A 23,624-nucleotide genomic window follows, 5' to 3' on the forward strand; every position below is an offset into this window, starting at 1 on the left:
GCAGGCTCCAATCTTATTGTTCTTCAGAATCAAAAACGCCCCTGGGCCCGCCTCCGTGCAGGCTGACCCAGGGGCGGTGTTGCCCGGGGTCTTACTTGTCGTCGCGGATCGAGAAGTTGGCCATGTGTTCCAGGCCCTTGATCAACGCCGAGTGGTCCCAGTTGGCACCGCCGATCGCGGCGCAGGTGCTGAACACTTGCTGGGCGTTGGCGGTGTTGGGCAGGTTGATGTTCAGTTCCTTGGCACCTTGCAGGGCCAGGTTCAGGTCCTTCTGGTGCAGGCTGATGCGGAAGCCCGGGTCGAAGGTACCCTTGATCATGCGCTCGCCGTGCACTTCGAGGATCTTCGACGAGGCGAAGCCGCCCATCAGCGCTTCACGCACCTTGGCAGGGTCAGCGCCGTTCTTGGCGGCGAACAGCAGGGCTTCGGCAACCGCCTGGATGTTCAGCGCAACAATGATCTGGTTGGCGACCTTGGCGGTCTGACCGTCACCGTTGCCGCCGACGCGGGTGATGTTCTTGCCCATGGCCTGGAACAGCGGCAGGGCGCGCTCGAAGGCGTTCGGGCAGCCACCGACCATGATGCTCAGGGTCGCGGCCTTGGCACCGACTTCACCGCCCGATACCGGCGCGTCGAGGTAGCTGGCACCGGTGGCCTTGATCTTCTCGGCGAAGGCTTTGGTGGCGGTCGGCGAGATCGAGCTCATGTCGATCACGACTTTGTTCGGGCCCACGCCTTCAGCAACACCGTTAGCGCCAAACAGAACCGACTCCACCTGGGGAGTATCGGGCACCATGACGATGATGAACTCGGCTTCCTGGGCCACTTCTTTGGGGTTGGCCAGGGCTACGGCGCCGGCGGCGATCAGGTCGCTGGGTGCGGCGTCGTGGTGGGTGGAAACGAACAGGCTGTGGCCGGCCTTTTGCAGGTTCTGAGCCATGGGAAGGCCCATGATGCCGGTGCCGAGAAATCCGATTTTAGCCATGAGAAATGCCTCTTGTAATTGTTGGATGCAGGGCACTGTGGGAGCGGGCTTGCCCCGCGATAGCGCCGGTGCGGGCACTATCGAATCGCGGGGCAAGCCCGCTCCTACAGAGGAGTCCTTAGATCGCGTTATGGGTCTTCAGCCAGCCAAGCCCCGCTTCAGTGGTGGTCAGTGGTTTGTATTCACAGCCCACCCAGCCCTGGTAACCGATACGGTCCAGGTGCTCGAAGAGGAAGCGATAGTTGATCTCGCCGGTACCTGGCTCGTTGCGCCCGGGGTTATCGGCCAGCTGGATGTGGTTGATCTTGGCCAGGTTGCTTTGCACGGTACGGGCAAGATCCCCTTCCATGATCTGCATGTGGTAGATGTCGTACTGCAGGTACAGGTTGCTGCTGCCGACTTCGGCCTGGATGTCCAGCGCCTGCTGAGTGGTGTTCAGGTAAAAGCCAGGAATGTCGCGGGTGTTGATCATTTCCATGACCAGTTTGATCCCGGCGGCCTGCAGCTTGTCGGCGGCAAATTTGAGGTTGTCGACGAAGGTCTGGCGCACGCTGGCGCAGTCCGGGCCTTGTGGGCGGATACCGGCCAGGCAGTTGACCTGGGTATTGCCCAGTACCCGGGCGTAGGCGATCGCCAAATCGACACCGGCGCGGAATTCCTCGACCCGGGCCGGGTCGCAGGCAATGCCGCGATCACCTTTGGCCCAGTCGCCGGCCGGCAGGTTGAACAGCACCTGGGTCAGGCCGTGGGCATCGAGCTGTTGCTTGATTTCAGCTGAGCTGAAGTCGTACGGGAACAGGTACTCGACACCGCTGAAGCCTGCGTCGGCTGCAGCCTTGAAACGGGCGAGAAAGTCCTGCTCGGTGAACAGCATGGACAGGTTGGCGGCGAAACGTGGCATGGTTGTCTCCTTGCAAAAGGGGGCCCTGTGCTCTCGGCAGCAGGGCCTTCACAGCGATCAGTCGAGCAGGGAAATCGCAGTTGGCGCGTCGTTGCCGACCAGGGCCAGGTCTTCGAATTCGTTGACCGCGTTGATTTCGGTGCCCATGGAAATATTGGTCACGCGCTCGAGGATAACCTCGACCACCACCGGTACCCTGAACTCTTCGGCCAGTTTCTGTGCCTTGAGCAATGCCGGGGCGATCTGCCCTGGCTCGGTGACGCGCAGGGCCTTGCAGCCCAGGCCTTCGACCACGGCGACATGATCGACGCCATAACCGTTGAGTTCCGGCGCGTTGACGTTCTCGAACGCCAGTTGCACGCAGTAGTCCATCTCGAAGCCGCGCTGGGCCTGGCGGATCAGCCCCAGGTAGGAGTTGTTCACCAGCACGTGGACGTAGGGCAGGTTGAACTGCGCGCCCACTGCCAGTTCTTCGATCATGAACTGGAAGTCGTAGTCACCGGACAGTGCCACGACCTTGCGCGTCGGGTCGGCCTTGACCACACCCAGGGCGGCAGGGATGGTCCAGCCCAGCGGGCCTGCCTGGCCACAGTTGATCCAGTGACGCGGCTTGTACACGTGGAGGAACTGCGCACCGGCGATCTGCGACAGACCGATGGTGCTGACGTAGCAGGTGTCCTTGCCAAAGACCTGGTTCATCTCCTGGTAAACGCGCTGCGGCTTGATCGGCACGTTGTCGAAGTGGGTCTTGCGCTGCAGGCTCGACTTGCGCTGCTGGCAGTCTTCGAGCCAGGCGCTGCGGTCCTTGAGCTTGCCGGCGGCTTTCCACTCGCGGGCAACTTCCAGGAACACGTCCAGGGCGGCGCCCGCGTCGGAAACGATACCCAGGTCCGGGGTGAACACCCGGCCGATCTGGGTCGGTTCGATATCGACGTGAATGAAGCGCCGGCCTTCGGTGTAGACATCCACTGAGCCTGTGTGACGGTTGGCCCAACGGTTGCCGATCCCCAGCACTACGTCGGACTTGAGCATCGTCGCGTTGCCGTAGCGGTGCGACGTCTGCAGGCCGACCATGCCCACCATCAGCGGGTGATCGTCAGGGATGATGCCCCAGCCCATCAGGGTCGGGATCACCGGGATACCGGTCAGCTCGGCGAATTCCACCAGCTTGTCGCAGGCATCGGCGTTGATGATGCCGCCACCGGCCACCAGCAACGGGCGCTCGGCGCTGTCGAGCATGGCCAGGGCCTTCTCGACCTGGACGCGGTTGGCTGCAGGTTTTTGTACTGGCAGCGGCTGGTAGGCGTCGATATCGAATTCGATCTCGGCCATCTGCACGTCGAACGGCAGGTCGATCAGCACCGGGCCTGGGCGGCCGGAGCGCATTTCATAGAAGGCTTTCTGGAACGCATAAGGCACCTGGCCTGGCTCCAGAACGGTGGTCGCCCACTTGGTCACCGGCTTGACGATGCTGGTGATGTCGACGGCCTGGAAATCTTCCTTGTGCATACGGGCACGCGGCGCCTGGCCGGTGATGCACAGGATCGGGATGGAGTCGGCCGAGGCACTGTACAGGCCAGTGACCATGTCGGTGCCGGCAGGGCCGGAGGTACCGATGCACACGCCGATGTTGCCGGCCTTGGTGCGGGTGTAGCCCTCGGCCATGTGCGAGGCGCCTTCAACGTGACGAGCGAGGACGTGATCGATACCGCCGACTTTCTTCAGGGCCGAGTACAGGGGGTTGATGGCTGCACCCGGAATGCCAAACGCGGTTTCCACACCTTCGCGGCGCATCACCAGAACGGCTGCATCGATTGCTCTCATTTTGCTCATGGTTTTGTGCCTCTTTGATTTTGTAATTGTATACAAATGGCTTTTTACCAGAGTGTATTCATGCCAGACGACTCTGGTCAATCCATTTTCATCGGCGATCGGCGCTTTCGTCGGGAAGCCTTTAAAAATGGCGTTTCGTCAGAATTGGTTCGTCGCGTAGAAATTATTGTATACAAAAATATTCTCCATTGTGTTCTATTTGTTCTATTGATTTTTACACCTGCCCTCGGGCTTCTAACCACAAGAGGACCTTTGCATGAACGCTTTGACCTTGAAAGTCGCTGTCAGCCTGGTGAACGCTGCGCTGGTTGCCGGGCGCAAGATCTCCTCCGCGCCGTTGACCGTGGCGGTGCTGGATAACGGCGGGCACCTGCTGGCCCTGCAGCGTGAGGACGGCGCCAGCCTGTTGCGCCCGCAAGTGGCGATCGGCAAGGCCTGGGGTGCGATTGCCCTGGGCAAGGGTTCGCGCTTGCTGGCGCTGGACGCACAACAGCGCCCGGCGTTCTTCGCCGCGCTCAATGGCTTGGGCCAGAGCCCGGTGGTGCCGGCGCCGGGTGGGGTGCTGATCCGCAATCAGCAGGGTGTGGTGTTGGGGGCAATCGGTATCAGTGGCGATACGTCGGATATCGACGAGCAATGCGCGATCAGTGCGATCGAGGAGGCGGGGTTGACGGCGGATGCCGGTGTAGCGGCCTAAACGCTATCGCGGGGCAAGCCCGCTCCCACAAGGCCTGTGGGAGCGGGCTTGCCCCGCGATGAATACAACACACTTCAAGCGTCCGGCTCACACCCTTTGAGCACCAGACGAATGATGGTCTGCGCTGCGGCCTCGTAATCGCTGTCATCGAGCTTGGCCTTGCCGGTGACTACCGAGATCTGCCAGTCGAAGTCGGCATAGGTCTGGGTCGCCGCCCAGATGCTGAACATCAGGTGGTACGGGTCGAGCGGGGCGATCTGGCCACGGTCGATCCAGGCCTGGATGCACTCGATGTTGTGCCGCGCCTGGTCGTTGAGCTGCTCGACCTGACTTGCGCTCAGGTGCGGCGCGCCGTGCATGATTTCGCTGGCGAACACCTTGGAGGCGAACGGCAGGTCGCGGGAGATGCGGACCTTGGAGCGGATGTAGGCGCTCAGCACTTCTTTGGGATCGCCGTCAGCGTTGAACGGCGTGGACGCCTGCATGATCGGCTCGATGATGCTTTCCAGGACCTCGCGGTAGAGGTTTTCCTTGGACTTGAAGTAGTAGTAGACATTGGGCTTGGGCAAGCCGGCCTTGGCCGCGATGTCGCTGGTCTTGGTAGCGGCGAAGCCCTTGTCGGCAAACTCTTCACTGGCCGCGCGCAGGATCAGTTCTTTGTTGCGCTCGCGAATGCTGCTCATGGTTGACGCTGTTCCTCGTGTCTGGCCGCTGGCGGCACCGGGCCTGGAAGGGCAGTTGCGCATGGTAGCACCGCGTTCGCAAGGGGCTCAAGATGGCGACTTTGCGCTAGACTGTGGCCCTCTCAACCCGCTGGAATCAGGCAAACATGGCAGGAAGCAGTCTTCTGGTATTGATCGACGATATCGCCACGGTACTCGACGATGTCTCGGTAATGACCAAGGTCGCGGCAAAAAAGACCGCAGGGGTACTGGGCGATGATCTGGCGCTCAACGCCCAGCAGGTCACCGGCGTGCGAGCCGAGCGGGAAATTCCAGTGGTCTGGGCGGTGGCCAAGGGATCATTTCTGAACAAACTGATCCTGGTCCCGGCAGCGCTGCTGATCAGTGCTTTCATTCCCTGGGCGGTGACGCCGCTGCTGATGCTCGGTGGCGCCTTTCTGTGCTTCGAAGGCTTCGAGAAGCTTGCGCACAAGTTCCTGCACAGCAAGGAAGAGGACCAGGCCGAGCATGCGGCGCTGAGCGAAGCGGTGGCCGATCCTGCGGTCGACCTGGTGGCTTTCGAGCAAGGCAAGATCAAGGGCGCGGTGCGCACCGACTTCATCCTTTCGGCCGAGATCATCGCCATTACCCTGGGCACGGTCGCCGATGCACCGCTGACCCAGCAGATCATCGTGCTTTCGGGCATTGCCATCGTCATGACCATCGGTGTCTATGGCCTGGTGGCCGGTATCGTCAAGCTTGATGACTTGGGCCTGTGGTTGACCCAGAAGGCATCCCGTGCAGCTCAGGCAGTCGGCAACGGTATCCTGCGGGCGGCGCCGTACATGATGAAAAGCCTGTCGGTGATTGGTACTGCGGCGATGTTTCTGGTCGGTGGCGGGATCCTGGTGCACGGCGTGGCGCCGCTGCATCATGCCATCGAGGCCTTCAGCGAAGGGCGTGGCGGGGTGCTGACCAGTACGTTGCTCAATGCCGGGGTGGGGATTGTCGCGGGTGCGGTGGTGCTGGCGGTGGTTGCGGTTATCGCCAAGCTCTGGCGTTCTGTAAAAGGCTGATGGCCTCATGGCGGGGCAAGCCCGCTCCAACACTGTGGGAGTGGGCTTGCCCCGCGATTGTTTTGATCAGAAGTGTGCTTTTACCAGGAAGCTTGCGGTGTTCTGATCGGTATCGAACGCATCGCTGTCCTTGATGCCGTACTTGTTCTTCCAGTAGTCGTATTCGAAACCGACATACAGCTGTTTCTCGCCCCAGTTCAACGCTTTGCCCAGGTCATATTTGACCTGCGGGTTGAAGTGCAGGTTGGCGTGGTAGGTGCCACGGCGGCTGGTGGCATCGTTATCGACGACCCAGTCCATGAAGCCATCGATGAGGATGTCGGACTTGCCCACAGGGATGGTGTAGGACCAGACCGGGGTAATCTGCCAGACGTTGTCACCGGCGCGGCTGCCTTCGGTGTTGCGCTGGTAGAAGTTCAGCTGGAAGTAGTCAAAACCGGGGATGTCCAGGTCGAAGCCCGGGCCGATCAGGTAGGACTCGGTGTCACCTTCGCCAAACTCGTAGGTCATGGCCAGCAGCACGTCCTTGACCGGGCCGAAGGCCAGCTTCTGGTCGAAGATCTTGCCGAACGACAGGCGCGGACTGATCTCGCCGTAATAGGTGTTAGGGCCGTTGTTGAAGTCTTTGTCGCCGTTGTAGAAGATCTTGTCGACGAAGATGAAGTTGTCGCCGTACTTCCAGGCATCGGCGTGCTCGAAGGTCACGGTCTGCTGGATCGACGGGTTGACGGCAAAGTTCTTGCCCCACAGATAGGTCAGGCTGTTGTTCTGCCATTGCAGCAGATCACCGGCGCTGGCGGCGGTGCTGGCCGCCAGCAGGCCGCTGGCGAGGATCAGGCTGTTGGTAATACGCATCGCGTCGTTGCTCCCTTGATTGATTCTGTATCGGTGCTCTGGTGTGGCGCCGTTGGGTTTAATACTTGTCTTTTGGGTCAGCTTTTTTCGATTGGCCACAGCTGTTTGGCAAGAGCTGCGCCAACCTTCCAGGTCAGGCACAGGCATTCCTGCTCGACGTCTTTCTGAACAGCTGAAAAAGGGTATTTCAGGTTGGCGTGACGCTTGCCAACCGCCCGAATTCATTGACTGAGCGGTCAGCAAACGCAGGCAGGATCCGTCCTGCCCTGATCGAGGGGGCGCGCAGATTACTGGCTTGCGCGCTGGTCCTCAAGTGCTCCGTCCTGGAGCAGGTATGGCAAAAACTGTGCGTTTGGTCAGCTTTTAGAAGTGAACCTTGACCAGGGCGCTGGTGACGCTTTGGTTGGTGTCGAGCTTTCCACTGTTCTCGATGCCGTATTTGTCTTTCCAGTAGCTGTACTCGATACCCACGTACAACTGCTTGGCGCCCCAGTTCAACGCCTTGCCCAGGTCGTATTTGACCTGTGGGTTGAACTGCAGGTTGGCGTGGTAGGTACCGCGGCGACTGGTGGCGTCGTTGTCCACCACCCAGTCCATGTAGCCGTCGATCAGGACGTCGGATTTGCCCACGGGGATGGTGTAGGAGAAGGTCGGGGTAATCTGCCAGACGCGATCGCCGGGGCGGCTGCCTTCGGTGTTGCGCTGCATGATGTTGAGGGTGAAGTAGTTGAAGCCCGGTACTGCCAGGTCAAAGCCGGGGCCGATCAGGTAGGCCTCGTTGTCGCCTTCGCCGGACTCGTAGGTCATGGCGATCAGTACGTCCTTGATCGGGCCGAACTCGAACTTGCGCTCGAAGATCTTGCCCAGCGACAGGCGTGGGCTGAATTCGCCGTAGTAGGTGTTGCTGCCCTTGTTGCGGTCGGTGCCGCCGTTGTAGAAGATTTTGTCGATGAACAGGAAGGTGTCACCGTACTTCCATTTGTTGGCATGCTCGAAGGTCACCGTCTGCTGGATCGCCGGGTTGACCTGGAAGTCCTTGCCGTAGAGGTAGGTGAGGCTGTTGGTGTGCCAGAGCAGCAAGTCCCCTGCGGCGGCTGGCAAGCTCGCCAGCAGGCTGCTACCGAGCAGAAGGGAAGTGGTGATGCCTTTCATGTTGTGATTCCCGGCTTTGTTATTGTTGGTTTTCGGTTTTTTGGCGCGAAACGCCCCGGCCGACCCGCTCCCACGGGTCGACGGTCTTGCGTAGTGCTCGGGTGACGCCGGGCGGCAAGCGCCGCCCAAAGGCTCAGTGCTGGTGGGCGGTATCGTTGTGGGTGGCGCGTTCGGCGCCACCGAGGATGTTGAACAGCAGGTTGAGGATCAACGCGCTGACGGTGGCCATGGCAATGCCACTGTGGGTGATCGGTTCCATCCACTGGGGCATCTGCGCGAAGAACTCCGGACGTACCACCGGGATCAGGCCCATGCCGACACTGACGGCCACCAGCAACTGGTTGCGGCGGTCGGCGATGTCGGCTTCCTGAAGGATCTTGATGCCAGTGGCGGCGACCATGCCGAACATGGCGATCGATGCGCCACCCAGTACCGCAGGCGGAATCGAGGCAATCAGGAACGCCGCTTTGGGCAACAGGCTGAGCAGGATCAGGAAACCACCGGCAACCACCGTGACGTAGCGGCAGCGCACGCCGGTCATCTGTACCAGGCCGATGTTCTGGGCGAACGAGGAGTGGGTGAAGGTATTGAAAAAGCCGGCCACGAACGAGGCGCCGGCGTCGCACAGCAGGCCGCGCCGCAGCATGCCGGGGGTCACTTCGCGTTCGGTGACCTTGCCCAGGGCGAGGAACATGCCAGTGGACTCGACGAAGATGATCACCACCACCAGGCACATCGACAGGATCGGCGCCAGGCTGAAGGTCGGCATGCCGAAATGCAGGGGAGTCACGACCTGCACCCAGGGCGCTTCACTCAGGCCCGAGAGGTCGACCATGCCGATGGAGCCGGCAATGATGTAGCCCAGGCCCATGCCGATCAGCACCGAGACATTGACCCAGAAGCCGCGCATGAAGCGGTTGATCAACAAGATGGTGGCCAGCACCAGGCCGGCGACGGCCAGGTAGACAGGGGAGCCGAAGGGGGCGGCATCGGCGCCGCCGCCTGCCCAGTTGACCGCAACCGGAAACAGCGACAAGCCAATCGAGGTGATGACCGTACCGGTCACCAGCGGCGGGAAGAAACGCACGACCTTGGACATGAACGGCGCAATGATCATGCCGAAGAAACCGGCGGCGATGGTCGCGCCGAAAATCCCCTGCAGGCCGACGCCAGGCATGCCGGCCATGGCCACCATGCTGCCGACGGCGGCAAAGCTTGCGCCCATCATCACCGGCATGCGGATGCCGACTGCGCCAATGCCCAACGACTGGACGATGGTGGCGACACCTGCGACCAGCAGGTCGGCATTGATCAGGAAAGCGACTTCTTCACGAGAAAGTCCGGCGGCTTGACCGATGATCAGCGGCACGGCAATCGCGCCTCCGTACATCAGCAATACATGCTGCAGACCCACCAGGAACAGTTGGAACAGGGGCAGTGGCTGTCGTGGGGGCGCAACAGGGATGTACGCCTTGCGTGACTCGGACATGCAACACCTCGGTTTTGTTTTTATTCTTGGAGCTGCAAGCTTCAAGCGCCAAGCTTCAGGTAGAAGCAGGGCAGCGCGCTTGGCTTGCAGCTTGTAGCTTGCCGCTTGTAGCTGTTACTCAGTGGGTTGGCGCTCCTTTGGCGACCCAGGCGCCGATCAGTTCACGTTCCTGCTGGGTCATCTGGGTGATGTTGCCCAGGGGCATGATCTGCGTGGCCACGGCTTGCGCCTGGATGCGCGCAGCCTGTTGCTGGATCTGCTGCGGGGTGTCGAGCATCACGCCGGCCGGGGCGGCGCTGAACAGCGGGCTGGTCGGCTTGGCCGAATGGCACACCGCGCAACGCTCCTGGATGACGCTGTGGATCTTGTCGAAACCGGCATCGTCGAGCTTGGCCGTGGCCTCGGTCGGAGCTGCAGCGGGGGCGGCAGGTTGGGCAGGGGCTGCCGCCTGTTCGGCGGCTTTCTGGGCAGCGGTCTTGCCACCCAGGGCGGTTTCCGGCAACGGTTGGTACTCGATCTTGGCAGCGGCTTGTTCTGGGGCACGCGGCATCGGCGCAGGGCCGGTGACGTACGCCAGGCAGATCATCGACAAGGCACCGACCGGCAGGGTCCAGGCGTACTTGTTGCTGTCATGACGGGTGTTGAAGTAGTGACGCACCAACACCGCCGCCACCGCGATACCGCCCAGGATCAACCAGTTGTACTGGCTGCCGTAGGTGCTCGGGAAGTGGTTGCTGATCATGATGAACAGCACCGGCAAGGTGAAGTAGTTGTTGTGCCGCGAGCGCAGCAAACCTTTGGCCGGCAGCAAGGGGTCTGGCGTCTGGTTGGCTTCGATGGCGGCGACCAGCTGACGTTGGGCCGGCATGATGATACGGAACACGTTACCGACCATGATGGTGCCGATGATCGCGCCGGTGTGCAGGTACGCACCACGGCCGCTGAACACCTGGCTGAAGCCGTAGCAGGCGGCAATCACCAGCACGAACAGGACCAGGCCGAGCAGGCCGGGGCGCTTGCCCAGTGGCGAGTCACAGAGGAAGTCGTAGATGAACCAGCCGGCGATCAGCGAACCGACACCGATGGCAATGCCTTCACCACCGCTCAGGGAGCTGCCCGGTGCCAGCAGGTACAGGGTCGGATTCCAGTAGAACACCAGGCACAGCAGGGCGATACCCGACATCCAGGTGAAGTAGGCTTCCCATTTGAACCAGTGCAGGTTCTCCGGCATTTTTGGCGGAGCCAGCTTGTACTTCTCCAGGTGGTAGATCCCGCCACCGTGAATCGCCCAGAGATCGCCGGAAAGACCGTCGCGCGGGTTGGCCCGGTTGAGGTTGTTTTCCAGCCAGACAAAGTAGAACGACGCGCCAATCCAGGCCACGCCAGTGATCATGTGAACCCAGCGCACGCTCAGGTTCAGCCATTCCAGCAGATGTGCTTCCACAGTCTTTACCTCTACCCTGGCACCCTGTAGCCGGGCGCTCAGGTCTTCTCTTATTGGTGGGGGGCGAGGATCAACTGCTCATCCTCATTGAAAAAATGCTCATCGCAGTTGTTGCCAGTGCCACTGCGATCAACCACCAGGAAGTCATCCCGCTTTTCGATCGTCAGCACCGGGTGGTGCCAGACGCCGCGATGGTAATTGATGCCCTGCCTTCCATTACTGATGAAGGCACGGACCAGGCCTGATACAGGTGCATCGCCAACCGGCGCGACCACGATCAGAAAGGGGTTGCCGAGCAGCGGAATGAAAGCCTGGCTGCCCTGCGGATGGCGTTCCAGCATGCGAACGGTCAGGGGCATGTCCTGCGCGTCGGCGCGGAAGATGCTGATGATCGCCTTGTCGTCGGGTTGCGCGGTTTCGACCGTGGCCAGACGATGGAAGCGCATGGTCGAGCCGTTGTTGATCATGAAGTGGTCGCTGCCATCGGTTTCGATCACGTCACCAAAAGGGGCGAAGGCTTCTTTGCTCAGGGGCTCAATCACTAAAGTGCGCATGCTGTTTTCTCTTTGTTCTGTAGGGATGTCTTAAAGCTGAAGCAGGCGGAACAGGGCGATCAGGTTGATCTGCGCCAGCGCTTCCTTGAACTCGGCTTCGACCGAGTTGTGGATGCGTTTTTCAAAGGCGGCCAGGATCTGGTGCCGGTTGCTGCCTTTGACCGCCATGATGAACGGGAACTTGAACTTCGCTTTGTAAGCATCGTTGAGTTCGGTGAAGCGCGTGAACTCTTCGGCGGTGCACTGGTGGATGCCGGCGCCGGCCTGTTCGTGGGTGCTCGATTGGGTCAGTTCGCCCTGGATCGCGGCCTTGCCGGCGAGGTCCGGGTGGGCGTTGATCAGCGCCAGCTGGGCGGCATGGTCGGCGCTGAGCAGGATGTCGCTCATACGCTGGTGCAGGGCCTCGATCTGCTCGATCTCCTGCAACTGGCCCAGGTCGTAGGCCTTCTCGGCAACCCATGGCGAGTGTTCGTAGATGTCGGCGAAAGCTTCGACGAACGCTGCGCGATCCAGGGTCGAAGGCTTCAGGGTCTTGAATGCAGTCATTGTGCTTTCTCGGCTTGGAATGGGTGGGTGGCATGCCAGTGGCGGGCGATGTCCACGCGCCGGGCGAACCAGACCTGGTCATGGCTCTTGGCGTACTCGATGAAGCGCTTGAGCGCAGCCAGGCGCGCCGGGCGGCCGATCAAGCGGCAGTGCAAGCCGATCGAAAGCATTTTCGGCGCATCGCTGCCTTCTTCGTAGAGCACATCGAAGGCGTCCTTGAGGTACTGGAAAAACTGCTCGCCGCAGTTGAAACCCTGCACCTGGGTAAAGCGCATGTCGTTGGTGTCCAGGGTGTAGGGGATCACCAGATGCGGCTTGTCGGTCGGGTTGTTGCGTTCCCAGTAGGGCAGGTCGTCGTCGTAGGTATCGCTGTCGTAGAGGAAGCCACCTTCTTCCATCACCAGACGGCGGGTGTTCGGCCCGGTGCGGCCGGTGTACCAGCCCAGCGGACGCTCGCCGGTGAGTTCGGTGAGGATGCGGATGGCTTCGAGCATGTGCTCGCGCTCCTGGGCCTCGTCCATGTGCTGGTAATCGATCCAGCGGTAGCCGTGGCTGCAGATCTCGTGGCCGGCCTGGACCATGGCGCGGATTACATCCGGGTGGCGCTGGGCGGCCATGGCCACGGCGAAAACGGTCAAGGGTACGCCAGTGTCCTTGAACAGCTTGAGCAAGCGCCATACACCGGCACGGCTGCCGTACTCATACAGCGATTCCATGCTCATGTTGCGCTCGCCCTGCAGCGGCTGGGCGGCGACCATTTCCGAAAGAAAGGCTTCGGACTCTTTATCGCCGTGAAGGATGTTGCGTTCGCCACCTTCTTCGTAATTGAGCACGAAAGACAAAGCAATGCGGGCATTCCCCGGCCAGCGCGGATGGGGTGGGGTGTTGCCGTAACCGATCAGGTCGCGAGGGTAATCAGCGCTCACTGCAGTCTTCCTTCTTGTACGTGAATGCGGAGGGCGTGGGCACCCGGTAAGGGTATCGGCCACGACGATGGGTTGATTGTATACAACTTTGTTTGCGATTTGTAAGCCTGTTTTTTCGCTTTTCTTTGCCTTTTCACCCACGCTCGCCGTGACAAAAAGCCCTGCAAGAAACCTGCCTGATCGGTCAGCTAATGACGTGGGCGTCCGCCATTGGTGGGGTTTTGCGACTGGTGGACTATTTATAGGTAGGCGCGCGCGGTGTCCGGAAAGAATGCCGAATTATTGTGTACAATTTTATCTGGAAATGTCTTAATAATCCGACAGCCGCATGTTGTCGGGCAATCCGAGCCTGGCCTGCGGGAATTTTTTGCCCACACATAGAACAGAGGCGAGCAAGCAATGGGACGTTTGACCACGCATGTACTGGATGCCGCTCATGGCTGCCCCGGCAGCTCGATCAAGGTTGAGCTGTACCGGGTCGAAGGCCAGCAGCTGGAGCTGGTGCACACCACCCTGACCAACAGCGATGGCCGTTGCGACGCACCGCTGCTGCAAGGCGATGATTACCGCAGTGGCGTCTACCAGTTGCAGTTCAGCGCCGGCGACTACTACCGTGCCCGTGGCGTACAACTGCCCGAGCCTGCATTCCTGGACGTGGTGGTGCTGCGTTTTGGCATCAGCGCCGAGCAGGACCATTACCACGTTCCGCTGTTGATCTCGCCGTACAGTTACTCGACCTATCGCGGAAGCTAGTTGGTCGCTAGAAGAATCTTCGTAGGTCCTTGCCCGCTCACACTGCGGGCTTTTTTTTGCCTGGGTTTTTTGCCATCTGTGGCAGCGGGCTAGCCCCGCGATGAGGACCTCCCAAACAACAAAAAGCCCCACCCGAAGGTGAGGCTCTGTTGTACCAGTATGCCGTGTTACAAGAACACAAACTTGGCAATGAAGATCGCCGTCAGCACCCACAGGCTGGCCGAGATCTCCTTGTAGCGCCCGGTCCCGGCCTTGAGCACCACGTAGGTGATAAAGCCCAGGGCGATACCGTCGGCAACCGAGAAGGTCAGCGGCATCATGATTGCGGTAACGATTGCCGGAATGCTGTCGGTGGCTTCATCCCAGTCGATGTGGGCCATGCTGCCCATCATCAGCATCGCCACGTAGATCAGCGCGCCGGCCGTGGCGTAGGCAGGAATCATTCCCGCCAGCGGTGCGAAGAACATCGCGGCGATGAAGAACAGGCCGACCACCACGGCGGTGAGCCCGGTTCGGCCACCGGCGGCAACCCCTGCCGCACTCTCCACATAGCTGGTCACCGGCGGTACGCCGACCACAGCGCCAAACACGCTGGAGGCACTGTCTGCTTTTAGCGCCCGCGACAGATTTTCGATGCGCCCGTCGGCATTCACCAGGTTGGCCCGCTGGGCCACGCCCATCAGGGTGCCGGCAGTGTCGAACATATGCACGAAGAGAAAAGCGAAGACCACGGCGATCATGCTGACGTTGAACACCCCGGCAACGTCCATGGCCATCCAGGTCGGCGCCAGGCTCGGTGGCAGCGAGAACAGACCGCCGTACTCGACCAGGCCCAGGCCCCAGCCGGCCAGGGTGACGCTGATGATGCTGATCAGGATCGCACCGAACACCCGGTGGTAGCTGAGCACCGCGATCATCAGAAAGCAGATGGCCGCCAGCAGTGGGCCAGGCTCGTGCAGCGAGCCGAGCTTGATCAGGGTTGCCGGGCTGTCGACGACAATCCCTGCGGTTTTAAGGCCGATCAGTCCGAGAAACAATCCGACGCCGGCGCCCATGGCATGCCGCAGGCTGACCGGAATGCTGTTGAGCAGCCATTCGCGCACCCGCGACAAGGTCAGCAGCATGAACAACACGCCGGAGACGAACACCGCGCCGAGCGCCGCTTCCCAGGTGTAGCCCATGGTCCCGACCACGGTGTAGGTAAAGAAGGCATTGAGCCCCATGCCTGGTGCCAGGCCTACTGGCCAGTTGGCGTACAGGCCCATCAGCAGGCAGCCAAGGGCGGCGGCGATGCAGGTGGCGACGAATGCCGCGCCGTGATCGATGCCAGCATCGGCCATGATGTTAGGGTTGACGAAGATGATGTAGGCCATGGTGATGAAGGTAGTCAACCCGGCGATCATTTCGGTTTTGACGGTGGTGCCGTGTAGCTTGAGTTTGAAAATCCGCTCCAGCCAGCTCGTTTCGAGCGGTGGGGCAAGATCCAGCGTAGGGGCGTCGGATTTGCGGCTTTCCACAGCGTGTACTCCTCAAGTCTTTTCTTGTTTTCCAGAGCCAGTCCTGCGCACGCACTGGGGGGCTCTGTGAGGCGGATGGGATGGCAGGCCACCGGACCTTTTGTTGACCTCTGGGTCAGGAAGTTGCACGGGTGGATTATGCGTTTGTATACAAAGAATGCAAATAATGTTTTCTTTGTTGTGCCCAGATAATTTGCCAGTGCAGCTATAAAGGCCATCGCCCCCTGCAGAAATCTCTGCGGCTGTGTACAATGTGCCAATACCTTAAACGTTTAATTTTCTTTCCAGGACTTGCCATCGCCCCACTGGCTGGTATTACAGTCAGGGTCCGACTGGTGGATCTCCGTGCTCGAGCGCCCATGAACGAACAGCTGCAACCTCTCAAGAAACCAGTGCGTGCCGGCAAGGCCGGTCGTAGCGGAACCCAGGACGATATCGTCTACGCGCACATTTTCGAGGCCATCCTCGAACAGCGCCTGGCGCCGGGTACCAAGTTGAGCGAGGAAGCCCTGGGCGAGATCTTTGGTGTCAGCCGCACCATCATCCGTCGCGCGCTGTCGCGCCTGGCTCACGAAAGCGTGGTGCTGCTGCGGCCCAACCGCGGTGCGGTAGTGGCCAGCCCGACGGTCGAAGAGGCGCGCCAGGTGTTCTTTTCGCGGCGCATGGTCGAACGCGCGATCACCGAACTTGCGGTCGAGCACGCCACCACAGAGCAACTCAACGAACTGCGCCAAATGGTTCGCGAGGAGCGCGACAGCTTCTCCCGTGGCGATCGCGGCGCCGGCATTCGGCTGTCCGGCGAGTTCCACCTGAAACTGGCCGAGGCTGCGGGCAATGCGCCCTTGATCAGCTTCCAGCGCAGCCTGGTGTCGCAAACCTCGCTGATCATTGCCCAGTACGAAAGCGGCAACCGCTCGCATTGCTCCTACGACGAGCACATGCAGCTGATCGACGCCATCGAGGCCCGTGACGTCAACCAGGCGGTGAGCCTGATGATGCACCACATGGACCACATCGACAGCAAGCTCAACCTCGACGAAGACAGCGCTTCGGATGACCTGCATGCGGTGTTCTCGCACCTGCTGCAGACCAAGAAGCGCGGTGGGGTTGCGCCGCTCAAGGGTTGAGGTCCAGTTACAGTACATCGCGGGGCAAGCCCGCTCCTGCCATTGTTGTAGGAGCGGGCTTGCCCCGCGATGCTTTCAGGCCACTGGCAGTTCATCCAGCCTCTGCTAGATTCTCACCTGATCCACCGCAAACCTTCATCAAGCAGTTGGGCTTGCGCGCTATGCGTTGAACTTCAACTACTTGAGGACAGGTATATGTCGATGCCCCTGAGCAAGCGCATGGGTGCTGAACTGATCGGGACGTTCTGGCTGGTGTTGGGTGGCTGCGGCAGTGCGGTACTGGCGGCCTCGTTGCCGGCGGGAATCGGCTTGGTCGGGGTATCCATGGCTTTCGGCCTGACGGTCCTGACCATGGCATTCGCCATCGGCCACATCTCCGGTTGCCACCTCAATCCAGCCGTTTCTGTCGGTTTGGTGGTGGGCGGACGTTTCCCCGCCAAAGAGTTGCTGCCCTACATAATCGCCCAGGTGATCGGGGCGACTATCGCCGCAGCGCTGATCTACTTCATCGCCAGTGGCAAGGAAGGCTTCGACGTAGCGTCGGGGTTGGCATCCAACGGTTATGCCGAACACTCCCCCGCAGGCTATTCGCTGGCGGCAGGCTTTGCCAGTGAGGTGGTGATGACCGCGACGTTCATCCTGATCATCATGGGCGCCACCGACAGCCGCGCTCCGGCGGGCTTTGCACCGATTGCCATCGGCCTGGCCCTGACCCTGATCCACCTCATTTCGATTCCGGTCACCAACACCTCGGTGAACCCTGCGCGCAGCACGGGGCCGGCTCTGTTCGTCGGTGGCTGGGCGCTGCAGCAGCTGTGGCTGTTCTGGGTGGCGCCGCTGATCGGGGCGGTGATCGGCGGCGCCTTGTACAAGGGGCTGTTCCGCGAGCCTTAGCGCTGGTGCACGCAGCGGCCGGCGGCGAAGGTCTGCTTGACGGTGCGGTCATCACCCAGGGTCATCAGCACGAACAGCGTCTCATCGATGCTGTTCGACTGCTGGATGCGGTAGTCCATCAGAGCCGTGGCCTTGTAGTCGAGCACCAGGAAGTCGGCGTCGTTGCCCGGGCGCAGGCTGCCGATACGCTCCTCCAGGCTCAGTGCCCGGGCGCCGCCCAGGGTCGCCAGGTACAGTGACTTGAACGGGCTCAGACGTGCGCCCTGCAATTGCATGACCTTGTAGGCTTCATTCAGGGTGTTGAGCAAAGAGAAGCTGGTGCCGGCGCCGACGTCGGTGCCCAGGCCGACCTTGACCTTGAACTTTTCTGCCTGGGGCAGGTTGAACAGGCCGCTGCCCAGGAACAGGTTGGAGGTCGGGCAGAAGGCCACGGCCGAACCGGTTTCGGCCAGGCGCTGGCACTCTTCGTCGCACAGGTGTACGCCGTGGGCGAACACCGAGCGCTGGCCGAGCAGCTTGAAGTGGTCGTAGACGTCCAGGTAGCCCTTGCGCTCGGGGAACAGGTCCTTGACCCAGTCGATCTCCTTGAGGTTTTCACTCAGGTGGGTGTGCAGGTACAAGCCGGGGAATTCGCTCAGCAACTGGCCGGCCAGGGTCAGTTGCTCAGGGGTGCTGGTCGGCGCGAAGCGCGGGGTCACCGCGTAGTGCAGGCGACCCTTGCCATGCCAGCGCTCGATCAGCGCCTTGCTTTCGACATAGCCGGATTCGGCGGTGTCGGTCAGGTAGCCCGGGGCGTTGCGGTCCATCATCACCTTGCCGGCAATCATCCGCAGGTCCAGGCGCTCGGCTTCTTCGAACAAGGCATTGACCGACTCAGGGTGCACGCTGCCGAACACCAGGGCGGTGGTGGTGCCATTGCGCAGCAGCTCTTCGATGAAGATCTTCGCCACTTTGTCGGCATGGTCCTTGTCGGCGAATTGCTTCTCGCAAGGGAAGGTGTAGGTGTTGAGCCAGTCCAGCAACTGCTCGCCGTAGGAGCCGATCATGCCGGTTTGCGGGAAGTGGATATGCGTATCGATGAAGCCGGGGGTGATCAGGGCATCCTGGTAGTGCTCGATCTCGATGTCAGCGGCCAGGGTCGGCAGCAGCTCATGGGCATGGCCCAGGGCGCTGATCTTGCCATTGTCTATCAATAGCAGGCCGTCTTCGAAATACTCGTAGGAGGCTTCGATGCCCACCTCGGCAGGGTCGGCGATGCTGTGCAAGATGGCGGCACGGTAGGCTTTGCGGGTTGCGCTCATAGGGCTCTCGTCATATGGCTTGGCTGCGCCGTGACGGCGGCAGCAATTGGGCAATGGGGCCGGCGTTGGCAGCGTTGTTGTGCTGGCCAAAGCTTGCGTTGTAGGTGGCAATGATTTCCGCGGCGATCGACACAGCGATCTCGATCGGCAGCTTGCCCTTGACCTCGGCGATGCCCATTGGGCAACGCATGCGCTGCAGACGCTCCTCGGCAAAGCCGCGTTCACGCAGGCGGTGCTCGAACTTGACGCGTTTGGTCTTCGAACCGATCAGGCCGAACCAGGTGAAGTCATTGCGTTTGAGGATTGCCGCGGTCAGTTCCAGATCCAGTTGATGGTTGTGGGTCATGACAATGCAGTAACTGCCGGCGGGCAGTTCATCGACTTCATCCACCGGCTCTTCACTGACGATCTTGCTGACCCCGGCAGGAATGTTCTCGGGGAATTCCTGCTCGCGCGAATCGATCCAGCGCACCTTGCAGGGCAGGGCGGCGAGCAAGGGTACCAGAGCACGGCCGACATGGCCTGCGCCGAATACGGCGATTTGCGCTTGCACCTGGCCCATCGGCTCGAACAGCAGCACGGTGGCGCCGCCGCAGCACTGGCCGAGGCTGGCACCGAGGCTGAAGCGCTCCAGGTGCGGGTCTTCGCGGCGCTCAGTGAGCATCTGCCGGGCGATGTGCATGGCTTTGTATTCCAGGTGGCCGCCGCCGATGGTGTCGAACAATTGCTCGGCACTGACGACCATTTTCGAGCCGGCGTTGCGCGGGGTCGAGCCACGTTCTTCGATGATGGTCACCAGTACGCAGGGTTCACCGCGCGACTGCAGGTCGGACAGGGCGTTGATCCAGGTGTGCATTATTCAGTTACCTCTACGGTGCCTGTTCTGGCCTCATCGCGGGTCAAGCCGGCTCCTACAAATGTGGGAGCGGGCTTGACCCGCGATCGGCGCCCTACGGAGCGACTGTCTCAATCTGGGTGGCAGGCTGCTGCGCCGCCGCCTTACGCATCTGCTCACAGCCCCACAGCACCCGCTCCGGTGTCGCCGGCGCATCGATCAGCGGATGCACGCGGTAATCACCCAGGCTCGCCACGGCATCCTTGATCGCACACCAGGCGGCGATGCCTAGCATGAACGGCGGCTCGCCCACAGCCTTGGAATGGAACACCGTGTCTTCCGGGTTCTTGCGGTTTTCCACCAGCCTGACGCGCAAATCCACCGGCATGTCGGCCACTGCCGGGATTTTGTAGCTGGCCGGGCCGTTGGTCATCAGCTTGCCCTTGGCGTTCCACACCAGCTCTTCGGTAGTCAGCCAGCCCATGCCCTGGATGAAGCCGCCCTCGACCTGGCCGATGTCGATGGCCGGGTTCAGCGAGGCGCCGACGTCGTGGAGGATGTCGGTGCGCAGCATCTTGTACTCGCCGGTCAGGGTGTCGACAATCACCTCGGCGCACGCTGCACCAAAGGCGTAGTAATAGAACGGCCGGCCGCGGGCCTGGCTGCGGTCGTAGAAAATCTTCGGCGTGCGGTAGAAGCCGGTGCTCGACAGCGACACCTGGGCGAAGTACGCCTGCTGGATCAGGGTCTCGAAAGACAGGATCTCGTCACGTACACGTACGTGACCATTGCGGAACTCGACGTCTTCCTCGGTCACCTTGTAGTGCCGCGCGGCGAATTCGACCAGCCGCTGCTTGATGATCTGCGCCGCGTTCTGCGCCGCCTTGCCGTTCAGGTCGGCGCCACTGGAAGCCGCCGTCGGCGAGGTGTTGGGTACCTTGTCGGTGTTGGTAGCGGTGATCTGGATACGGCTGAAATCGACCTGGAAGACTTCGGCCACCACCTGCGCCACCTTGGTGTTCAGGCCCTGGCCCATCTCGGTGCCACCGTGGTTCAGGTGGATACTGCCGTCGGTGTAGATGTGCACCAGCGCGCCGGCCTGGTTGAGGAAGGTGGCGGTGAACGAGATGCCGAACTTGACCGGCGTCAGCGCCAGGCCTTTCTTCAGGATCGGGCTGTTGGCGTTGAAGCGGCGGATCGATTCGCGACGCTGTTTGTAGTCGGCGCTGGCTTCAAGCTCGGCGGTCATTTCCTCGAGCATGTTGTGCTCGACGGTCTGGTAGTAGTGGGTGACGTTGCGCTCGGTCTTGCCATAGTAGTTGACCTTGCGCACATCCAGCGGATCAAGCACCAGGTGACGGGCGATATGGTCCATCACGTCCTCGATGGCGACCATGCCCTGCGGGCCGCCAAAGCCACGGTAAGCGGTGTTGGAGGCGGTGTTGGTCTTGCAGCGGTAGCCGTTGACCGTGGCATCGCCCAGGTAATAGGCGTTGTCGGAGTGGAACATCGCCCGGTCGACGATGGAGGCGGACAGGTCCGGCGAGTAGCCGCAGTTGCCGGCAAGGTCCAGGTTGATGCCGTGCAGGCGGCCGCTGTCGTCGAAACCGACGTCGTATTCGACGTAGAACGGGTGGCGCTTGCCGGTCATCAACATGTCTTCGACGCGCGGCAGGCGCATCTTGGTCGGCTGGCCGGTCAGGCGCGCAATCACCGCGCACAGGCACGCAGGGCTGGCCGCCTGGGTTTCCTTGCCGCCAAAACCGCCGCCCATGCGGCGCATGTCGACGACGATCTTGTGCATGGGGACGTCGAGCACTTCGGCAACCAGTTTCTGCACTTCGGTGGGGTTCTGCGTGGAGCAGTAGACGATCATCCCGCCGTCTTCGGTGGGCATCACCGAGGAAATCTGGGTTTCCAGGTAGAAGTGCTCCTGGCCACCGATGTGCAGGGTGCCCTGCAGGCGGTGCGGCGCGCTGGCCAATGCCGATTGCGAGTCGCCGCGCTTGTGGGTGTGGGTGTCGAGCACGAAGTGTTTTTTACGCAGGGCCTGGACCACGTCCAGCACTGGCTCCAGGTCTTCGTACTCGACGATGGCGGCCATGGCTGCGCGGCGTGCGGTGTCCAGGTCGCAGGCGGCGACGGCGAGCACCGGCTGGCCGACGAACTCGACGACATCGATGGCCAGCAGCGGATCGCCGGGCATGACCGCGCCGATGTCCTTGAGGCCTGGAATGTCTTCATGGGTGATGACGATGCGCACACCTTCGATGGCATAGCATGGGCTGGTGTCGATCTTCAGGATGCGCGCATGGGCGCGGTCCGACATGCGGGCATAGACGTGCAGCTGGTTCGGGTATTCCAGGCGGTCGTCGATGTACACGGCCTCGCCAGCCACCTGCTTGTCGGCGCTGTCGTGCTTGAGACTGCGGCCGACCCCGGTAGTCAGGTCCTGGCTGAACAGTTCGGCCATTTCGGCCTGGCTTTTGGCGACGTGATGGTTAGACATAAGCGGTCACCCGAGTCTCGATGTGCGGCGTTTGCAGTTCGATGAAGTATTTGCGCAGCAGGTTTTGTGCACTGAGCAGGCGGTACTCCTTGCTGGCGCGGAAGTCCGAGAGCGGGGTGAAGTCCTGCGCCAGGGCCTGGCAGGCGCGCTCGATGCCGGCCTGGTTCCAGGGCTTGCCGACCAGCGCCACTTCACAGGCGCGGGCCCGTTTGGGGATCGCAGCCATGCCGCCGAAGGCGATGCGCGCCGCTTCCACCACGCCGTTGTGAATGCGCAGGTTGAACGCCGCGCACACCGCCGAGATATCGTCGTCCAGGCGCTTGGACACCTTGTAGGCGCGGAAAGCCCAGTCGGTGCGGGCCCGGGGCACGATGATCTTCTCGATGAACTCGCTTTCCTGGCGTGCGGTGATGCGGTAGTCGATGAAGTAGTCTTCAAGCGCCAGGGTGCGGGTGTTGGCACCTTTGCGCAGCACGATCTGCGCATCCAGGGCAATCAGCAGGGGCGGCGAGTCACCGATCGGCGAGGCGTTGCCGATGTTGCCGCCCAAGGTGCCCTGGTTGCGGATCTGCAGCGAGGCGAAGCGGTGCAGCAGCTCGCCAAAATCCGGGTATTCGCGGCTCAGGGCGTCGTAGCAATCGGTCAGCGGTGTGGCTGCGCCAATCTCCAGGTACTGCTCCTGTGTTTCGATACGCTTGAGCTCGGCGACATTACCAACATAGATCATCACCGGCAGGGTTTTGTGGAACTGGGTGACTTCCAGCGCCAGGTCGGTGCCACCGGCCAGCAGGCGGGCTTCGGGGTGCGAGCCGTAGAGTTCGGCCAGGTCGGCCACGGTCAGTGGCACCAGGCAGCGCTTGTCGCCGCTGTTGAGTTCACCGGTTTCGCTGGGGGCGATGGCCTTGAGGCGAGCGATGGTCTGGGCTTCGCCGTTGTCGAACTGATCAGGCTGGGCCTGGCAGCAGGACTGCTCGGCGGCGGCCAGGATCGGCCGGTAGCCGGTGCAGCGGCAGAGGTTGCCGGCCAGGGCTTCCTGGGCCTTGTGCAGATCGGGTGCCGCGCTGTTTTTTTGCAGGGCGAACAGCGACATGACAAAGCCTGGGGTACAGAAGCCGCATTGCGAGCCATGGCAATCGGCCATGGCCTGCTGCACGCTGTGCAGCTTGCCCTGATGCTTGAGGCCTTCAACGCTGATCAATTGTTTGCCGTGCAGCGAGGAGACGAAGGTCAGGCACGAGTTGAGGCTGCGGTAGCGGATGTGCTCGCGACCGTCTTCGCCCTCGGTCAGTTCGCCGACCACCACGGTGCAGGCGCCACAATCGCCGCTGGCGCAGCCTTCTTTGGTACCGGACTTGCCCAGGTGTTGACGAAGGTACTCGAGCACGGTCAGGTTGGGGTCCAGGGCATGCTCACTGCGCAGCTCCTGGTTAAATAGAAACTGGATCACGAAGAAGGCCTCACAAGCGACTTATTGTTGTTGAGCGGACTGTAAGCAGACTTGATTTTTAGGTCAACAATTTTCTGACCTCTGGGTCAGGAAATTTCTCATAACGCTTCCGCCCTTTCAC

General features: G+C 61.4%; 21 protein-coding genes. 5 read left to right on the forward strand and 16 right to left on the reverse strand.

Translation table 11 applies throughout. The features are described 5' to 3' along the window. Positions 1-91: 91 nt before the first annotated feature. From EXN22_RS09530 to gcl, 3 genes are all read right to left on the reverse strand, one after another. Positions 92-985 (reverse strand): 2-hydroxy-3-oxopropionate reductase, encoded by an 894-nt coding sequence (locus tag EXN22_RS09530; protein ID WP_130263819.1) that lies wholly within the window; start codon positions 983-985, stop codon positions 92-94. A 118-nt stretch (positions 986-1,103) separates the two neighbouring features. Then, complete coding sequence (hyi, locus tag EXN22_RS09535) at positions 1,104-1,886, reverse strand: hydroxypyruvate isomerase (protein ID WP_130263820.1); 783 nt, start codon at positions 1,884-1,886, stop codon at positions 1,104-1,106. Between the two features lie 57 nt (positions 1,887-1,943). Further along, on the reverse strand, positions 1,944-3,719 hold the full coding sequence (gene gcl, locus EXN22_RS09540; protein ID WP_130263821.1) for a glyoxylate carboligase: 1,776 nt from the start codon (positions 3,717-3,719) through the stop codon (positions 1,944-1,946). A 256-nt stretch (positions 3,720-3,975) separates the two neighbouring features. Between gcl and EXN22_RS09545 the strand changes: the two genes are divergently transcribed. Beyond that, a complete protein-coding gene (locus EXN22_RS09545) occupies positions 3,976-4,416 on the forward strand; it encodes a GlcG/HbpS family heme-binding protein (RefSeq protein ID WP_130263822.1) in 441 nt (146 codons plus the stop codon). Positions 4,417-4,490: 74 nt separating this feature from the next. Here the strand turns inward: EXN22_RS09545 and EXN22_RS09550 are convergent, their stop codons facing one another. Continuing rightward, positions 4,491-5,099, reverse strand: a complete 609-nt coding sequence (locus EXN22_RS09550; protein WP_130263823.1) for a TetR/AcrR family transcriptional regulator — start codon at positions 5,097-5,099, stop codon at positions 4,491-4,493. 146 nt (positions 5,100-5,245) lie between these two features. Between EXN22_RS09550 and EXN22_RS09555 the strand changes: the two genes are divergently transcribed. Next, complete coding sequence (locus EXN22_RS09555; protein WP_130263824.1) at positions 5,246-6,154, forward strand: DUF808 domain-containing protein; 909 nt, start codon at positions 5,246-5,248, stop codon at positions 6,152-6,154. Between the two features lie 66 nt (positions 6,155-6,220). On the opposite strand, the gene EXN22_RS09560 is transcribed toward EXN22_RS09555, so the two are convergent. The 7 genes from EXN22_RS09560 to puuE form a co-directional block, all read right to left on the reverse strand. Then, complete coding sequence (locus tag EXN22_RS09560; protein ID WP_115088008.1) at positions 6,221-7,009, reverse strand: outer membrane protein OmpK; 789 nt, start codon at positions 7,007-7,009, stop codon at positions 6,221-6,223. 363 nt (positions 7,010-7,372) lie between these two features. Next, the gene (locus EXN22_RS09565) at positions 7,373-8,161 is read right to left on the reverse strand and encodes an outer membrane protein OmpK (RefSeq protein WP_130263825.1); all 789 of its coding nucleotides are present in this window, start codon (positions 8,159-8,161) and stop codon (positions 7,373-7,375) included. 133 nt (positions 8,162-8,294) lie between these two features. Beyond that, positions 8,295-9,650 (reverse strand): nucleobase:cation symporter-2 family protein, encoded by a 1,356-nt coding sequence (locus EXN22_RS09570; protein ID WP_130263826.1) that lies wholly within the window; start codon positions 9,648-9,650, stop codon positions 8,295-8,297. Positions 9,651-9,768: 118 nt separating this feature from the next. Further along, positions 9,769-11,094 (reverse strand): urate hydroxylase PuuD, encoded by a 1,326-nt coding sequence (locus tag EXN22_RS09575; RefSeq protein WP_130263827.1) that lies wholly within the window; start codon positions 11,092-11,094, stop codon positions 9,769-9,771. Positions 11,095-11,144: 50 nt separating this feature from the next. Continuing rightward, positions 11,145-11,648 carry an ureidoglycolate lyase gene (locus EXN22_RS09580; protein WP_045200421.1) on the reverse strand — a complete coding sequence of 168 codons (504 nt, stop codon included), beginning with the start codon at positions 11,646-11,648 and terminating at the stop codon, positions 11,145-11,147. 30 nt (positions 11,649-11,678) lie between these two features. Then, positions 11,679-12,194: a 2-oxo-4-hydroxy-4-carboxy-5-ureidoimidazoline decarboxylase gene (uraD, locus tag EXN22_RS09585; protein WP_130263828.1), complete on the reverse strand. Its 516-nt coding sequence runs from the start codon at positions 12,192-12,194 to the stop codon at positions 11,679-11,681. After that, a complete protein-coding gene (puuE, locus tag EXN22_RS09590) occupies positions 12,191-13,120 on the reverse strand; it encodes an allantoinase PuuE (protein WP_130263829.1) in 930 nt (309 codons plus the stop codon). Before puuE ends, uraD begins: the two co-directional genes overlap by 4 nt. A 399-nt stretch (positions 13,121-13,519) precedes the next feature. Between puuE and uraH the strand changes: the two genes are divergently transcribed. Then, positions 13,520-13,873: a hydroxyisourate hydrolase gene (gene uraH, locus EXN22_RS09595; RefSeq protein ID WP_130263830.1), complete on the forward strand. Its 354-nt coding sequence runs from the start codon at positions 13,520-13,522 to the stop codon at positions 13,871-13,873. Positions 13,874-14,040: 167 nt separating this feature from the next. Here the strand turns inward: uraH and EXN22_RS09600 are convergent, their stop codons facing one another. Continuing rightward, a complete protein-coding gene (locus EXN22_RS09600; protein ID WP_010226038.1) occupies positions 14,041-15,390 on the reverse strand; it encodes an NCS2 family permease in 1,350 nt (449 codons plus the stop codon). 359 nt (positions 15,391-15,749) lie between these two features. Between EXN22_RS09600 and EXN22_RS09605 the strand changes: the two genes are divergently transcribed. Together EXN22_RS09605 and aqpZ are read left to right on the forward strand one after the other, a co-directional pair. Then, complete coding sequence (locus tag EXN22_RS09605) at positions 15,750-16,517, forward strand: GntR family transcriptional regulator (protein WP_130263831.1); 768 nt, start codon at positions 15,750-15,752, stop codon at positions 16,515-16,517. Positions 16,518-16,712: 195 nt separating this feature from the next. Beyond that, positions 16,713-17,411 (forward strand): aquaporin Z, encoded by a 699-nt coding sequence (gene aqpZ, locus EXN22_RS09610; protein ID WP_130263832.1) that lies wholly within the window; start codon positions 16,713-16,715, stop codon positions 17,409-17,411. Here the strand turns inward: aqpZ and guaD are convergent. The 4 genes from guaD to xdhA form a co-directional block, all read right to left on the reverse strand. Beyond that, positions 17,408-18,712 carry a guanine deaminase gene (gene guaD, locus EXN22_RS09615; protein WP_130263833.1) on the reverse strand — a complete coding sequence of 435 codons (1,305 nt, stop codon included), beginning with the start codon at positions 18,710-18,712 and terminating at the stop codon, positions 17,408-17,410. The two genes, aqpZ and guaD, sit on opposite strands and share 4 nt — an antisense overlap. A 10-nt stretch (positions 18,713-18,722) precedes the next feature. After that, positions 18,723-19,568 (reverse strand): xanthine dehydrogenase accessory protein XdhC, encoded by an 846-nt coding sequence (gene xdhC / locus EXN22_RS09620; RefSeq protein WP_130263834.1) that lies wholly within the window; start codon positions 19,566-19,568, stop codon positions 18,723-18,725. A 94-nt stretch (positions 19,569-19,662) separates the two neighbouring features. Next, positions 19,663-22,056 carry a xanthine dehydrogenase molybdopterin binding subunit gene (xdhB, locus tag EXN22_RS09625; protein WP_130263835.1) on the reverse strand — a complete coding sequence of 798 codons (2,394 nt, stop codon included), beginning with the start codon at positions 22,054-22,056 and terminating at the stop codon, positions 19,663-19,665. Further along, positions 22,049-23,503 (reverse strand): xanthine dehydrogenase small subunit, encoded by a 1,455-nt coding sequence (xdhA, locus tag EXN22_RS09630; protein WP_130263836.1) that lies wholly within the window; start codon positions 23,501-23,503, stop codon positions 22,049-22,051. Before xdhA ends, xdhB begins: the two co-directional genes overlap by 8 nt. Positions 23,504-23,624: the final 121 nt, after the last annotated feature.

The organism is Pseudomonas tructae, assembly GCF_004214895.1.
Taxonomy (GTDB): Bacteria; Pseudomonadota; Gammaproteobacteria; order Pseudomonadales; family Pseudomonadaceae; genus Aquipseudomonas; species Aquipseudomonas tructae.